Below are 14435 nucleotides of genomic sequence, written 5' to 3'. Positions count from 1 at the left end.
ATTTAAGTTATGTGACGCGGATTTGCCGTATGACTCAGACACCTTCGTTGGCGGCCATCCATAATCCATAGAGATTGGCCAGCAAATACCCTTCTTCACACGGGTTAATTTCCAGCGCGAATTCCTTCAATAGCACCTGATGCAATTGCACAATCGCTGGCCAGTATGTGGATTGCGCCAGTTCCGCCAGTAATTCGTCATCCAGCGGCAGTATGTGTTCGCCCCGACGACTGCGCATCAGCGCACTCGCCATATGCGTCATCGCCATCGTTCCCTGCTCGCTGCGTATGGGAAGATGGCATTCTGTTTCCAGTACTTTGACGACCTGCATCATGCCTTTGCAGATGTCCTTATCAATGACTCCTGCCTCGCAAAGCAGGTTGAGTCTGTTTTCCATTTAAGACGCCTTTCGCTTAATAACTGGGTTCAAGTTCCCCACTGACGACTCGCTGTTGATGAGCAAGCAGGGCATGTTTATCAACAACCGCACGTAGCAATTGTTGCATCGGGTAATCATCGGCTCGCGTTAGCACCACGGCTTCAGTGGCCTGTAAAAATAGCGGATCGTTCGTCAGCGGCGTCGCTTCTAATCCCAGCATGGCCAGTTCGCTTTCCGCCACCGCGTTCCAGATAACCGCATCGACATCGCCTTTAACAATGCGTTGTAAACTCTCGTGATATGAGAGGTCAACGCGCTCCACATCACTATTGCCAAAAAAGACATCGGTCATGATTTTCTGATCCGCCGAGCGGTTATCCAGCCCCACGCGTTTCACGTTGCCGGACGCCCCTTTACGGCAAATCAGCTGGTGCTCGCCAACGTAGGTATGCGGCCCCAACTCCAGCGCGAGGCATAACCCTTTTTGCGTGAGATAACTTTCTGCCGCCAGGCGGGACACTACCGCCATGTCATACACGCCGTTAAGCAAACACTCCACGCGAATATCCGCGCCACGCATATGCGCATAGTAAAAAGGAATGCCATCAAACTGGGCTTTCAATCCGCTCGCCAGTCCTTCGTACAAACGGGTATAGGGCAAGGGCATCGCACATACCACGTTGTTGATATCCACATGAGTCAGCAATGCTTTGTTATCCATCTCGACCAGATAACTGCCATTGCGCCCACGGCGTTCAATTCGTATCGCGCCGCTTGATTCCAGCGTTTTCAGCGCGGCCTGTGTCAGACCAACCGATGAATGGCACTCAGTTGCCAGTTCATCTATGGTTTTCAATCGATTACCGCACTTTTCACCTAACAGATAACGAGCCAGAGTCGTGATGACGACGCCTTCTTTTTTGATAAACGTTCGACGCATAGTATATTTTCAATAAAGTGAATATTTATATCTTCATTAAAATGAAGATAAGTGGCAACCAAGAGATGTGGAAACGGCGAGGCACTTCACATTTTTTCGGGTTGTTGCGAAAAGAGGATAAAAAAACCGGGTTTCCCCGGTTTTTTTGGCATTAATGTTAAATTACGGCTTCGCCACAAAACCAATCGCTTCATACACCGCTTTCAGCGTACGGGAAGCGTGCGCGCTGGCTTTTTCTGCACCGTCTTTCATCACCTGTTGCAGGAAGGCTTCGTCATTGCGGAAACGGTGATAGCGTTCCTGCAATTCAGTCAGCATACCGGAAACGGCATCAGCCACTTCGCCTTTCAGATGACCATACATCTTGCCTTCGAACTGTTTTTCCAGTTCCGGGATGCTCTTGCCAGTAACTGCAGAAAGGATATCCAGCAGGTTGGAAACGCCCGCTTTGTTCTGCACATCGTAGCGAACTACCGGTGGCTCGTCGGAGTCAGTAACCGCACGTTTGATTTTCTTCACTACCGATTTCGGATCTTCCAGCAGGCCGATAACGTTATTGCGGTTATCGTCAGACTTGGACATCTTCTTGGTCGGCTCCAGCAGCGACATTACACGCGCACCAGATTTCGGAATAAACGGCTCCGGTACTTTAAAGATATCGCCGTACAGCGCGTTGAAACGCTGGGCGATATCGCGGCTCAGTTCCAGATGCTGTTTCTGGTCTTCACCCACCGGCACCAGATTGGTTTGATACAGCAGGATATCCGCTGCCATCAGCACCGGATAGTCAAACAGACCAGCGTTGATGTTCTCGGCATAACGCGCAGATTTATCTTTAAACTGGGTCATGCGGCTCAATTCGCCGAAGTAGGTATAGCAGTTCAGTGCCCAGCCTAACTGCGCATGTTCCGGTACGTGGGACTGAACAAAAATGGTGCTTTTCTCAGGATCGATACCACAAGCCAGATACAACGCCAGCGTATCCAGCGTCGCTTTACGCAGTTTCTGTGCGTCCTGGCGCACGGTGATCGCGTGTTGGTCAACGATACAGTAAATGCAATGGTAGTCATCCTGCATGTTTACCCACTGACGCAGCGCACCCATGTAGTTACCAATGGTCAATTCACCTGAGGGCTGTGCGCCACTAAAAACGATGGGCTTAGTCATTTTTCGATTCCTGATTTTCGCTATGCGGAAGCCCTAATGCGGGCAGAAGGTCATTTATAGAGTGATAAATTACATCAGGCTGGCTGAGATCGATAGCCTCGCCGTAGTTATATCCGTAGGTTAAGCCAACTGATGGGCAACCTGCCGCTTTTGCCGCCTGAATATCATTGCGTGAGTCGCCAACAAACAGCATCTGTTGTGGGGCGATTCCCATCCGCTCAGCCACCAGTAACAGTGGGTCCGGGTGCGGTTTTTTGTTTTGCACATCATCGCCGCCGATAACCACGCTAAAGTATTTGGCGATATCTAACGCTTCGAGCAGTGGCGCAACAAATGGCGTCGGTTTGTTGGTGACCAGGCCTAACGGCAGGCCTTTAGCCAGCAACGCGCCCAGAGTATCAGCAACGTGCGGGAACAAAAACGTCCCCTCTTCGGCAACTTCGCCATAGTAGCGATCGAACAGTTTACGCAGAATACGTACCTGTTCTTCTGCCGGAATGTCGTCATCAACGGGCGGTTTCCCCATTGTTTTACGCAGAGTCGCACGTTCCTGACGCGCCCAGGTCAATGCGCGCTCCATCAGAACATCTGCACCGTTACCAATCCAGGTAATAACGCGTTCTTCACCTGCAACAGGCAACTCCAGCGCATACAGCGCCATATCTACCGCAGCAGCAAGACCAGGAGCACTGTCCACCAGCGTACCGTCGAGATCAAAAGCGACGCCGCGAATATCTTCAAACTTATTCATGACTTACCTTTGCCAGTTCACTGCGCATTTCATCAATGACTTTTTTGTAGTCTGGCTGGTCGAAGATTGCCGAACCGGCAACAAACATATCCGCGCCCGCCGCAGCGATTTCGCCAATGTTGTTCACCTTCACGCCACCGTCCACTTCCAGACGGATATCAAAGCCCGACTCATCGATGCGGCGGCGCACTTCGCGCAGTTTATCTAATGTTTGCGGAATGAAAGACTGACCGCCGAAACCAGGGTTGACGGACATCAGCAGGATCACATCCAGCTTATCCATCACGTAATCCAGATAGCTCAATGGTGTCGCCGGGTTAAATACCAGCCCCGCCTTACAGCCATTTTCTTTAATCAGTTGCAGCGTGCGGTCAACATGCTCGGAGGCTTCTGGATGAAAGGTAATGATGCTGGCGCCAGCAGCAGCGAAATCCGGCACAATACGATCGACCGGTTTCACCATCAGATGCACGTCGATAGGGGCGGTAATGCCGTATTTACGCAAGGATTTCAGCACCATTGGCCCAATTGTCAGGTTGGGAACATAGTGGTTATCCATGACGTCAAAATGCACGACATCAGCGCCAGCTGCCAGGGCCTTTGCGGTATCTTCACCCAGGCGGGCAAAATCAGCCGACAGAATTGAGGGGGCAATCAAATACTGTTTCATCCGCTTCTCCTTGAGAATTATTTTTTCGCGGGTGAAACGACTCCTGGTTTGTACAAAGCCAGCAGTTCGTCCACCTTTTTACGTGTGCCGCCGTTGCTGCTTATACTGCGTCGAACTTTGACGACATGCAATTTTGCGCGCTGATACCACTCACGCGTTAACATCGTATCGTGATTGGAGATCAGCACAGGAATATGGCGATCAACCAGACCTTCTGCGATCTCCGCCAGATGGGCTTGTTGTTCAAGCGTAAAACTGTTTGTGTGATACGCCGTGAAGTTAGCGGTCGCAGAAAGCGGCGCATAAGGCGGATCGCAATAGACGACGGATGCATCATCTGCGCGCGCCATGCTGTCGGCGTAAGACTCACAATAGAAAAAGGCATTCTGCGCTTTTTCGGCAAAATGATACAACTCAGCTTCCGGGAAATAGGGCTTTTTATAACGGCCAAACGGCACGTTAAATTCACCGCGCAGATTGTAACGGCACAAACCGTTGTAACCGTAGCGGTTCAAATATAAAAACAGTACTGCCCGACGCAAGGGATCCTGGCTTTTGTTGAACTCTTCGCGGAACTGATAGTAGACCTCGGCGCAATTTGTTTCGGGAACAAACAGCTCGCGGGCAGCCTGCACATACTCTTCGGTACGCGTCTTTACAATGTTGTAGAGACTAATCAGATCGCTGTTGATATCAGCAAGGATATAACGAGAAAAGTCGGTGTTAAGAAACACCGACCCGGCACCAACAAAAGGCTCAACCAGACATTCGCCCTTAGGCAAATGCCGTTTAATATCATCAAGCAAGGGATATTTGCCCCCTGCCCACTTCAAAAAAGCGCGATTTTTCTTCATGCTGACTAACTAATTACACCTTCTCCGGCTGTGGAGAAAGCTCCGACAGCATCCAGCGCTTCAGGCAGTTCCCGCAACGGTTATCCATTGCGGGAAATAGCCTTGATTACTTCAGATCGGCCTGTACCTGACGCAGCGGTTTCGCCCAAGGATTTTTGGCCTGGACATCGGCTGGCAATGTAGATACCGCTTTTTTCGCTTCTTCTTTCGAAGCGTACACGCCAGAAACCAGGACATACCACGGCTGACCATTACGCGTCGTTTCATAGACAACGTAGTTTTTCAGGTTCTCTTTCTTCGCCCAACCGTTCAGGTTGTCGTAATTAGAGGAACTGCTCAACTGCAGAGTGTAATGGCTTGACGGTGCCGATTTCAACGAACCAACATTACCCGTGCTCTTCGCCCCAGCAGCTGGTGTTGTCGTGGTTTGCGCCGGAGATGCCGTTTGTGTCGGCTCCGTGCTGGCAGTCGCATTCGGCGCTGGCGTTGCCGCTGGCGTAGAAGTCGCAGCCGGTGCCTTCGAGCTCGCCACTGGCGCTGCTGGTTCGGTACGCTTCGGTTGCTGTGCTACCGGCTTCGGTTCGGTTTTCACAGTTGCTTGCGGTTTTTTCGGTTCAATCACTGCCTGCTGACGCGGCGGACGCGTGGTGGTCGGACGTTCAGCGGTTTGCGTTTTTGCCGTGTCGCGCGATGCATTGCCATTGCGTACTGGCGCAACCGTTGCGGGTTCGGTCGGCAATGTCGAATTTACCGCCACATTGTTCAGCTGTTGCTGATTTTGCGGCTGGGTCAGGGCATTGTTCAGATCACCCTGTACTTCAACACGCTGTTGACCATCCGTTGCCACCGGGGTTTGCCCCTGGGTCGGCGTAGATGAAATCGGCGGCAGAGAAACATCCTGCTGAGTATTTTCCGCAGACGTGGTTCCCGGTGCTGGCTGCACGCCATTCGCCTGATCGGTCGCATTGCCAGCAAGATCAATACTCTTCTCGCCAGACGCAGTTTGATCGCTGGAAGAGGTCGAGGGGGCTTTTAACGCAGAACCGATACCGATGATCAACAGCAACAGAACCAGAATACCGACGCCCATCATCATATACTGACGAGAAGCAGGTTTGCTGGCTGCTTTTTTGCGCTTACGCGGACGCCGCTCTACACGCTCTTCATCCACCGTTTCATCTTCGGATTCGTCATATTCTTGTTCGATTTCCGGTTCCTCATCGCGCTCTTTTTGCGCGCGGGTCGGACGGCGATCATCCGTATCATCAAGTTCAATATCATCAAAATTGATCTGCGGTTCGCCACGTTCAGTACGTTCAGAACGCTCAGAAGATTGACGAGAACGACCAGTACGACGATCGCTGGGATCGGGTTTCAGCTCGTCTTCTGGTTTGAATTCATCCATTTAACACCCCACTAAAAGGTTAATGCTTACCACGTTGCAATTAACCTGAAGCTAATAAACCGCCGGATAAGCGGCCTGACCTTTCTTGTTGTTACGCTAACTGACAATCAGCAATGGCGTTAAGAACGATATCGTGCGAAACACCGCCGCGAACTTCGCTCTTACCAATTGCCAGCGGAAGAATTAAGCGCATTTCTCCCGCAAGAACTTTCTTGTCACGCAGCATATGCGGTAAATATGCCTGCGCGGACATTTCGCGCGGCCCATTGACCGGTAACCCAGCCCGCGTGAGCAGGGTAATAATACGCTGCGTTTCGGCAGAACTGAACTGCCCGAGACGTTCCGATGTGCGCGCCGCCATTACCATACCCGCAGCAACCGCTTCACCGTGTAGCCAATTACCATAGCCCATTTCAGCTTCAATGGCATGACCAAAGGTATGTCCAAGATTGAGTAAAGCACGTAAGCCTGCTTCACGCTCGTCGGCGGCGACAACTTCTGCTTTCAGCTCACAGCAGCGGCGAATACAGTACGCCATTGCAGGGCCATCCAGACGAAGCAGCGCGTCGAGATTCTCTTCCAGCCAGTGGAAAAACTCGCCGTCAAGAATAATGCCGTATTTGATGACTTCCGCTAGCCCCGAAGCCAACTCACGCTGAGGAAGCGTTTTCAGACAATCGAGATCTACCACCACCGATGCAGGTTGGTAAAACGCGCCAATCATGTTTTTACCGAGGGGATGGTTTACCGCGGTTTTGCCGCCAACGGAGGAGTCAACCTGCGACAATAGCGTCGTTGGGACTTGAATGAAGCGAACGCCGCGCTGATAGCTCGCCGCCGCGAAACCGGTAAGATCGCCCACCACGCCGCCGCCCAGTGCAACCAGTGTAGTATCGCGGCCATGCGGCTTTTGCAACAACGCTGTAAAGACGGTGTCGAGTACTGCCAGGCTTTTATACTGCTCGCCGTCAGGGAGGATAACGCTATCGACGTTAACACCCGCCTGTTCAAGTACGCCGCGGACCTTATCGAGATACAGAGGAGCCAGGGTTTCGTTGGTGACCAACATCACCTGCTCGCCCGATTTCAGCGGTAAGAATGAAGCTGGTTCGTTAAACAAACCAGATGCGATGGTAATTGGGTAACTACGTTCCCCGAGAGTGACGACTATCCTCTCCATAACGCGACATCCACCTTAATTACTGTACCCGCAGACGAGTGTATTTAAAGCCAGAATTAGTTGCTTTCCAGCATGTTAATAATCTGGTTTGCGACCACTTTAGCGCTTTGGTCATCAGTACGAATGGTCACGTCGGCAATCTCTTCATACAGCGGATTGCGTTCATTGGCCAACGCTTCCAGAACTTCACGTGGCGGTGTTTCAACGTGCAGCAACGGGCGTTTTTTATCACGCTGCGTGCGTGCAAGTTGCTTTTCGATGGTCGTTTCAAGATAAACGACAACGCCACGAGCGGAAAGACGGTTACGCGTTTCGCGGGATTTCACAGAGCCGCCGCCAGTAGCCAGCACAATACCCTGCTTCTCGGTCAATTCATTGATGACCTTTTCTTCGCGATCGCGGAAGCCTTCTTCGCCTTCTAAATCGAAAACCCAGCCCACATCAGCTCCGGTTCGTTTCTCAATCTCTTGATCGGAATCGTAAAATTCCATATTGAGTTGTTGAGCTAACTGGCGCCCAATAGTGCTTTTTCCGGCACCCATAGGCCCAACCAGAAAGATATTGCGTTTCTCTGCCATTTTTTCGGTACTACTAAGACTATTCGTTAATGATAAACCCGCTTCGCTCAGAGAGCGCAGCAGGACATGAACTGAAACCTCATAAGATATTGCGAGAGTCAGACTGAAAATTATCTCAATACTCCAGCAGGTTTGGCAACTGAATAAATCGCCCATCCCTCTGCATATCTGGTCGCTGCAGGCATGCTGCCTTGCTATCACCGCTTTGGCGATAAATCACCGGGTAAGATTAGCGTAAAAAAGACAGCAAAATGCCGCCTGAATGATAAATCATCATCATAAAACGCAGGCAGCTAAGAGCACCAACTCTCAAATCGGTACTCCTTGTATGCTAAATACCTGCGCGCGTCAAATAGATGAAACACGTTCAACGTAAAAACATCACCGCTTTTGCGGCGGTTTACTCACTGGAAACCAGTCGTGGCGTGATAAACACCACTAACTCACGTCGTTCATCTTCTTTTCCGTCATGACGAAATAATTGCCCGAACCAGGGAATGTCACCCAACAGCGGTACGCTATCCTGACCCGATTTATTTTTACGGGTAAAAATGCCGCCCAGCGCCAACGTTTCTCCGCTTTTGACCTCGACTTGCGTTTCGATCTCCTGCTTGTCAATTGCCAGTACTTCGCCATCGGCTTGTTGAAGGACCTGCCCCGGAACGTTCTGGCTGATGTGTAATTTCAGCCGGATGCGACCTTTTTGTAACACCGTGGGCGTGACCTCCATTCCCAGTACCGCCTCTTTAAACTCCACCGACGTCGCACCACTTTCACCACTGGAAACCTGATACGGAATTTCGCTTCCCTGCTTAATGCTGGCAGGCTGGAGATGCGAAGCCAGTAAACGTGGGCTAGCGATGATATCCAGTTGCTGTTTTTGTTCGAGCGCGGAAAGCTCCAGATCCAGCAAACGTCCGTTGATCCGCCCAATGTTAAAACCGATATGCGTCGTCGCCGTCGCCACCGCGAGATCGCTACCGAGCGTAGTCACTTGCCCAACGCCGCCAGCGTGTTGCGCATCGGCCAGCGTCCATTTCACGCCTAACTCGCGCAGACTTTTTTCATTAATGGTGACAATGTGTGCCGACAGTTCAACCTGGCCTACCGGCAAATCCATTTGCATGACCCACTGTTCCAGTGCAGTTAACGCCGCCTGGTTATCGCGCAGCAAAAGGCGATTGGTGCGTTTATCAACGGTCATGCTGCCTTTGGCGCTAAGTAGCTTCTCCCCCGCTTTCGCCAACTCTCCAGCATCGGCGTATTGCAGAGTAATGCTGCGATTTTCCAGCGGCAGGTTTGCCTGCGCCCGTGCCTTCTCTGCCTCCTGGCGGGCGATATTTTCATTTTGCCAGGCAACGGAATGCACTGAAAGAATGTTGCCTTCCTGACGCGTTATCAGCCCGGCGCTTTTCACTACGGTTTGTAGCGCCTGCTTCCAGGGAACATCCGTTAAATGTAGCGATACCGTACCGCTGACGTCTGGCGACACCACCAGGTTTAGCTTCTCCTGTTCGGCCAGCGCCTGCAAAACCTGAGCCACCGGAACGTCATCCACCATCAGCGTGACTTTTTGCGGCTTTGCCGCCTGCACGATGGGCATCATCATCAACAGTAGTGCGGCTATCCATTGCTTCATTTGTATCTCCTTGCCGTTGCCACAACCACTGTGGCGGTTCGCAGTTTGTCCCGGTTCCCAGCGTTAGTGTGTCTGGCGTCAGCTGTAAGATCGTCCAGCCGTTTTCCAGCACATCGTTTTGCTGCACCCGTCGCCATTTCTTTTGCCCATCTTTTATTACGCCGATAACGCGCTCGCCTCTTCCTACCATCCCCTGATAGCGCCACTGGGTAAGTTCGCTAATCCGGCATAGATCTTCCGGTGGTTTAAACGGGTCGCGCATGCCGGTTAATAGCCATAATGCAACACCAGCCAGCAGCCAACGTTTAGCCATCATTCGCCCCCTCCAGTTGGAGCGTGAACAAGAGTTCATCACCTTCCACGCTTAACGAAAAACGACTTACGCTGACGTTGCGCTCTGCCAGTCGTGTAAATGCCGACGGCACCGCGTCCCAGAGCGTTTTCAACGCCAACTCGCCTCCCTGGGCTGACGGATGCCAGTAAACCAGTTGCGTGCCAGGCAACTGAAAATCCAGCGGCGAAAAGGGCAACGTCTTTTCTTCGCGGATGGGTGTGGTGTCTACCAGGCGATGCAGTGCAGCCCACTGCTGGTGATGACTTGCCCGCAGTCGAATTAATGCGTCGCTCTCTTCCTGATGAGCCAATGAAAGAACGATGATTGTGAACAACACCAGCAACCAGACTGCCCAGCCAAACTGACGGGTACGAGGCGATGTGGCAAACCACCAGTCAAAGAGTGAGTTCATCGCTAACCTTCCTTGTTAACTGATACGCAAATTGCCAGCGCCCTTGTGCATCCTGCTGCGTGGCCCCTCGTTGGTTAAGCTGAAAAGAGGCATCCTCACGGAGTGACTTCTCCAACACATTTAGTGCGGTGATGTTCGACGTAAGTCCTTTGACTTCCAGCGTTCCCTGCTGCCAGCTCAGCGTAGTCAGCCAGGCTTTTTCTGGTAAAAGCGTCGCCAGCGCTTCCAGCGCTGGTTGCCAGTCGCGGGTAAATTGTCGCTGACGCTGACGTCGAAAATGCTGTTCGCGTAACTGTTGGCGTTCCAGCAAACGTGGCTTAGTGACCTGTAAGCTACGGGCGAGTTGTTGTTCTCCCTCGAGCAAAATGGCGTCTACACGTGCTTCGGCGTTATATGCCAGACGCTGCATTAGCGTTATCCCTACGGTCAGCAGCAGAGGGGCAACAAACATCTGCAACCAGAAGCGAAAAAAGGCCGCACGGCGTTGCTGTCGCCAGGGCAAAAAATTGATTGGTGGGTTCATTAGCGACTCTCCCCAAGCGCCAGCCCCAGCGCAATGGCGAAGTCTCCACCTGGTGGCGGTAGCGGCGGCTGACGAACAGAAACCGCCTCCCAGGGGTCAAATCCGCCTTCGCCGCAGATTGCGATACTGCCGGGGTCCACGGATAACATCGCTGCAAGGTCATTCGCGCTTGTCATCCCCACCACCAGCTTGCGCCCCCAGCTATAACGCGTCGCCCACAACCATTGTTCGTGGTCACACCAGGCCAGACATTGCTTGTGAGGGGGTAAAAAAGGCAGAAATCGTTGTAAAGCGCAGGCATCTGGGGTAATCGCGCTCACGTGAACACGCAATCTTTCTGCCAGGGTAAGTAACGTTGCCAACTCTTTGCTTTGCGCGGCGGTCACGTTATAGGCCGGGCTTAGTGAATCTTCGCTATAATCGAAGCGCAGAGAGTCCGGTTCCATATCCAGCTCGCGTGCCATTGTGCCTGCCAGCCATGCCGTTTGCTCTCGCTCACCGAGAGACATCGCCGGGCGTGGAAATGCCCTCTGTAACGTTCGACCCGCAGGAAATGCCAGCATAATGTGATGTCGATGCGGCAGTTCACGACTCCACGGTAACAACGTTTTTGCCAGCCGCTCTGTATCGAGAATGCGTCCATCTTTGATAATGTCTGTCGCCAGCGGCAAACGCCACCAACGTTGCAAAAAACATTCTTTTGCACCACGCACGATAGCAACCGCCACCGCTTCTTGCTGTTGTAAATGCAACCCAATTTGCCAGTTCTTAAATGCCATTGTGATGATCTCCTTATCACCCGTCACTCTGACGGGTATATCAATGCGTCTGGCTTGCCTTTATACTACCGCGCGTTTGTTTATAAACTGCCCAAATGAAACCAAATCGGAAATTTCCAGTGAAGTTCGTAAAGTATTTATTGATCCTTGCAGTCTGTTGCATTCTGCTGGGAGCAGGCTCGATTTATGGCCTCTACCGCTACATCGAGCCACAACTGCCGGATGTGGCGACATTAAAAGATGTTCGCCTACAAATTCCGATGCAGATTTACAGCGCCGATGGCGAGCTAATTGCGCAATATGGTGAAAAGCGTCGTATTCCGGTTACGTTGGATCAAATCCCGCCGGAAATGGTGAAAGCCTTTATCGCGACGGAGGACAGCCGCTTTTATGAGCATCACGGCGTTGACCCGGTGGGGATCTTCCGTGCGGCAAGTGTGGCGTTGTTCTCTGGTCACGCGTCACAAGGGGCGAGTACCATTACCCAGCAACTGGCGAGAAACTTCTTCCTCAGTCCGGAACGCACACTGATGCGTAAGATTAAGGAAGTCTTCCTCGCGATTCGTATTGAACAGTTGCTGACTAAAGACGAGATCCTCGAGCTTTATCTGAACAAGATTTACCTCGGTTACCGCGCCTATGGTGTCGGTGCTGCGGCACAAGTCTATTTCGGTAAAACGGTCGACCAACTGACGCTGAACGAAATGGCGGTGATTGCCGGGCTGCCAAAAGCCCCATCCACTTTCAACCCACTCTACTCAATGGATCGCGCCGTCGCGCGGCGTAACGTTGTGCTGTCACGTATGTTGAGCGAAGGGTATATCACCCAGCAGCAATACGATCAGACGCGTAGTGAGCCGATTAATGCCAATTATCACGCGCCGGAAATTGCGTTCTCGGCGCCGTATCTCACCGAAATGGTGCGTCAGGAGATGTATAGCCGTTACGGCGAAAGCGCTTATGAAGACGGTTATCGCATTTACACCACCATTACCCGCAAAGTTCAGCAGGCCGCGCAGCAAGCGGTGCGTAACAACGTGCTGGACTACGACATGCGTCACGGTTATCGCGGCCCGGCTAATGTGCTGTGGAAAGTGGGTGAGACGGCGTGGGACACCAAAAAGATAACCAATACTCTGAAAGCGTTGCCGACTTACGGTCCGCTGCTGCCTGCCGCAATTACCAGCACCAATCCGCAGGAAGCGACAGCGATGCTGGCTGACGGAACGTCCGTAACGTTGCGTATGGAAGGCGTTCGCTGGGCGCGTCCTTACCGTTCAGACACTCAACAGGGACCGACGCCGCGTAAAGTGACTGATGTAGTGCAAACGGGTCAGCAAATCTGGGTTCGCCAGGTTGGCGATGCCTGGTGGCTGGCGCAGGTGCCAGAGGTGAACTCGGCGCTTGTGTCGATCAATCCGCAAAACGGTGCCGTCATGGCGCTGGTGGGTGGCTTTGACTTCAACCAGAGCAAGTTTAACCGCGCAACTCAGGCGCTGCGTCAGGTGGGTTCGAATATCAAACCGTTCCTCTACACCGCAGCAATGGATAAAGGTCTGACGCTGGCAAGTATGCTGAACGATGTGCCGATTTCCCGCTGGGACGCTGGTGCTGGTTCTGACTGGGAGCCGAAAAACTCACCGCCGCAATATGCCGGTCCAATCCGTTTACGTCAGGGACTGGGTCAGTCGAAGAACGTAGTGATGGTGCGAGCAATGCGGGCTATGGGCGTTGACTACGCTGCAGAGTATCTGCAACGCTTCGGCTTCCCGGCGCAAAACATTGTTCATACCGAATCGCTGGCGCTGGGTTCCGCGTCCTTCACGCCGCTGCAGGTGGCGCGCGGCTACACAGTAATGGCGAATGGTGGCTTCCTGGTGGATCCGTGGTTTATCAGCAAAATTGAAAACGACCAGGGCGGCGTGATTTTCGAAGCGAAACCGAAAGTAGCTTGCCCGGAATGCAATATCCCGGTGATTTACGGCGATACGCAAAAATCGAACGTGCTGGAAAATAACGACGTTGAAGACGTGGCTATCTCCCGCGAGCAGCAAAATGTTTCGGTGCCGATGCCGCAACTGGAGCAAGCTAATCAGACATTAGTCGCGAAGACCGGCGCGCAGGAGTATGCACCGCACGTTATCAGCACTCCGCTGGCATTCCTGATTAAGAGCGCACTGAACACCAATATCTTTGGTGAACCAGGCTGGCAAGGTACTGGCTGGCGCGCAGGTCGTGATTTGCAACGTCATGATATCGGCGGGAAAACCGGGACCACCAACAGCTCGAAGGATGCATGGTTCTCGGGTTACGGACCAGGCGTAGTAACCTCAGTATGGATTGGCTTTGACGATCACCGTCGTAATCTCGGTCATACCACGGCTTCCGGGGCAATTAAAGATCAGATCTCTGGTTATGAAGGTGGTGCTAAAAGCGCGCAGCCTGCATGGGACGCTTATATGAAAGCCGTTCTGGAAGGCGTACCGGAACAACCGCTGACGCCGCCGCCGGGTATTGTGACGGTGAATATCGATCGCAGCACTGGGCAACTGGCCAGCGGCGGCAACAGCCGCGAAGAGTACTTCATTGAAGGTACACAGCCTACACAGCAGGCGGTGCGCGAGGTGGGAACGACCATTATCGATAATGGTGAGGCACAGGAATTGTTCTGATTAATAAGGCGCTTCGGCGCCTTTTCAGTTTGCTGGCAAAGTGCGCGTTGTTCATGCCGGATGCGGCATGAACGCCTTAGCCGGCATGCAACACATTGAAAATTCAATACATTGCAGGAATCCCGTAGGCCTGATAAGCATGGCGCATCAGG

At 52.5% G+C, this 14435-nt stretch carries 15 protein-coding genes; 1 reads left to right on the top strand and 14 read right to left on the bottom strand.

Annotation, left to right across the window (positions count from 1 at the left end):
* Positions 1–34: 34 nt before the first annotated feature.
* The 14 genes from FFT88_RS02850 to hofM form a co-directional block, all read right to left on the bottom strand.
* Positions 35–397: a PRD domain-containing protein gene (locus FFT88_RS02850; protein ID WP_130208951.1), complete on the bottom strand. Its 363-nt coding sequence runs from the start codon at positions 395–397 to the stop codon at positions 35–37.
* A gap of 16 nt (positions 398–413) precedes the next feature.
* On the bottom strand, positions 414–1319 hold the full coding sequence (gene yhfZ / locus FFT88_RS02845; RefSeq protein ID WP_130221399.1) for a GntR family transcriptional regulator YhfZ: 906 nt from the start codon (positions 1317–1319) through the stop codon (positions 414–416).
* A gap of 162 nt (positions 1320–1481) precedes the next feature.
* Positions 1482–2486 (bottom strand): tryptophan--tRNA ligase, encoded by a 1005-nt coding sequence (gene trpS / locus FFT88_RS02840; RefSeq protein ID WP_130208955.1) that lies wholly within the window; start codon positions 2484–2486, stop codon positions 1482–1484.
* Positions 2479–3237: a phosphoglycolate phosphatase gene (gene gph, locus FFT88_RS02835; protein ID WP_135405520.1), complete on the bottom strand. Its 759-nt coding sequence runs from the start codon at positions 3235–3237 to the stop codon at positions 2479–2481. The genes trpS and gph overlap by 8 nt, the downstream gene beginning before the upstream one ends.
* Positions 3230–3907: a ribulose-phosphate 3-epimerase gene (gene rpe / locus FFT88_RS02830; protein ID WP_135405519.1), complete on the bottom strand. Its 678-nt coding sequence runs from the start codon at positions 3905–3907 to the stop codon at positions 3230–3232. The genes gph and rpe overlap by 8 nt, the downstream gene beginning before the upstream one ends.
* Before the next feature lie 17 nt (positions 3908–3924).
* On the bottom strand, positions 3925–4761 hold the full coding sequence (gene dam / locus FFT88_RS02825) for an adenine-specific DNA-methyltransferase (protein WP_130217642.1): 837 nt from the start codon (positions 4759–4761) through the stop codon (positions 3925–3927).
* Between the two features lie 106 nt (positions 4762–4867).
* Positions 4868–6166, bottom strand: a complete 1299-nt coding sequence (gene damX / locus FFT88_RS02820) for a cell division protein DamX (protein ID WP_135405518.1) — start codon at positions 6164–6166, stop codon at positions 4868–4870.
* 91 nt (positions 6167–6257) lie between these two features.
* Positions 6258–7346 carry a 3-dehydroquinate synthase gene (gene aroB / locus FFT88_RS02815; RefSeq protein WP_130208963.1) on the bottom strand — a complete coding sequence of 363 codons (1089 nt, stop codon included), beginning with the start codon at positions 7344–7346 and terminating at the stop codon, positions 6258–6260.
* A 56-nt stretch (positions 7347–7402) separates the two neighbouring features.
* Entirely contained in the window at positions 7403–7924 is a 522-nt protein-coding gene (gene aroK, locus FFT88_RS02810; RefSeq protein WP_001507994.1) for a shikimate kinase AroK, read from the bottom strand.
* A gap of 400 nt (positions 7925–8324) precedes the next feature.
* On the bottom strand, positions 8325–9563 hold the full coding sequence (gene hofQ / locus FFT88_RS02805) for a DNA uptake porin HofQ (RefSeq protein ID WP_135405517.1): 1239 nt from the start codon (positions 9561–9563) through the stop codon (positions 8325–8327).
* Positions 9475–9879, bottom strand: a complete 405-nt coding sequence (locus FFT88_RS02800; protein WP_130221396.1) for a DUF2531 family protein — start codon at positions 9877–9879, stop codon at positions 9475–9477. Before FFT88_RS02800 ends, hofQ begins: the two co-directional genes overlap by 89 nt.
* Positions 9869–10309 (bottom strand): DNA utilization protein HofO, encoded by a 441-nt coding sequence (locus FFT88_RS02795; protein ID WP_135405516.1) that lies wholly within the window; start codon positions 10307–10309, stop codon positions 9869–9871. Before FFT88_RS02795 ends, FFT88_RS02800 begins: the two co-directional genes overlap by 11 nt.
* Positions 10293–10832: a PilN domain-containing protein gene (locus tag FFT88_RS02790; protein WP_135405515.1), complete on the bottom strand. Its 540-nt coding sequence runs from the start codon at positions 10830–10832 to the stop codon at positions 10293–10295. Before FFT88_RS02790 ends, FFT88_RS02795 begins: the two co-directional genes overlap by 17 nt.
* On the bottom strand, positions 10832–11611 hold the full coding sequence (gene hofM / locus FFT88_RS02785; RefSeq protein WP_135405514.1) for a DNA utilization protein HofM: 780 nt from the start codon (positions 11609–11611) through the stop codon (positions 10832–10834). Before hofM ends, FFT88_RS02790 begins: the two co-directional genes overlap by 1 nt.
* 119 nt (positions 11612–11730) lie before the next feature.
* Here hofM and mrcA point away from each other — a divergent pair, with 119 nt between their 5' ends.
* Positions 11731–14283 carry a peptidoglycan glycosyltransferase/peptidoglycan DD-transpeptidase MrcA gene (mrcA, locus tag FFT88_RS02780; protein WP_135405513.1) on the top strand — a complete coding sequence of 851 codons (2553 nt, stop codon included), beginning with the start codon at positions 11731–11733 and terminating at the stop codon, positions 14281–14283.
* The last annotated feature ends 152 nt before the right edge of the window (positions 14284–14435 follow it).

Source organism: Escherichia sp. E4930, assembly GCF_005845405.1.
Lineage (GTDB): Bacteria > Pseudomonadota > Gammaproteobacteria > Enterobacterales > Enterobacteriaceae > Escherichia.
This window is presented reverse-complemented; position numbering and strand designations above follow the sequence as displayed.

Coding starts and splice junctions, on each gene's coding strand:
- FFT88_RS02850 (WP_130208951.1), bottom strand. CDS start 397: ATGGAAAACAGACTCAACCTGCTTTGCGAGGCAGGAGTCATTGATAAG.
- yhfZ (WP_130221399.1), bottom strand. CDS start 1,319: ATGCGTCGAACGTTTATCAAAAAAGAAGGCGTCGTCATCACGACTCTG.
- FFT88_RS02795 (WP_135405516.1), bottom strand. CDS start 10,309: ATGAACTCACTCTTTGACTGGTGGTTTGCCACATCGCCTCGTACCCGT.
- trpS (WP_130208955.1), bottom strand. CDS start 2,486: ATGACTAAGCCCATCGTTTTTAGTGGCGCACAGCCCTCAGGTGAATTG.
- aroK (WP_001507994.1), bottom strand. CDS start 7,924: ATGGCAGAGAAACGCAATATCTTTCTGGTTGGGCCTATGGGTGCCGGA.
- dam (WP_130217642.1), bottom strand. CDS start 4,761: ATGAAGAAAAATCGCGCTTTTTTGAAGTGGGCAGGGGGCAAATATCCC.
- gph (WP_135405520.1), bottom strand. CDS start 3,237: ATGAATAAGTTTGAAGATATTCGCGGCGTCGCTTTTGATCTCGACGGT.
- aroB (WP_130208963.1), bottom strand. CDS start 7,346: ATGGAGAGGATAGTCGTCACTCTCGGGGAACGTAGTTACCCAATTACC.
- damX (WP_135405518.1), bottom strand. CDS start 6,166: ATGGATGAATTCAAACCAGAAGACGAGCTGAAACCCGATCCCAGCGAT.
- FFT88_RS02800 (WP_130221396.1), bottom strand. CDS start 9,879: ATGATGGCTAAACGTTGGCTGCTGGCTGGTGTTGCATTATGGCTATTA.
- FFT88_RS02790 (WP_135405515.1), bottom strand. CDS start 10,832: ATGAACCCACCAATCAATTTTTTGCCCTGGCGACAGCAACGCCGTGCG.
- rpe (WP_135405519.1), bottom strand. CDS start 3,907: ATGAAACAGTATTTGATTGCCCCCTCAATTCTGTCGGCTGATTTTGCC.
- hofM (WP_135405514.1), bottom strand. CDS start 11,611: ATGGCATTTAAGAACTGGCAAATTGGGTTGCATTTACAACAGCAAGAA.
- hofQ (WP_135405517.1), bottom strand. CDS start 9,563: ATGAAGCAATGGATAGCCGCACTACTGTTGATGATGATGCCCATCGTG.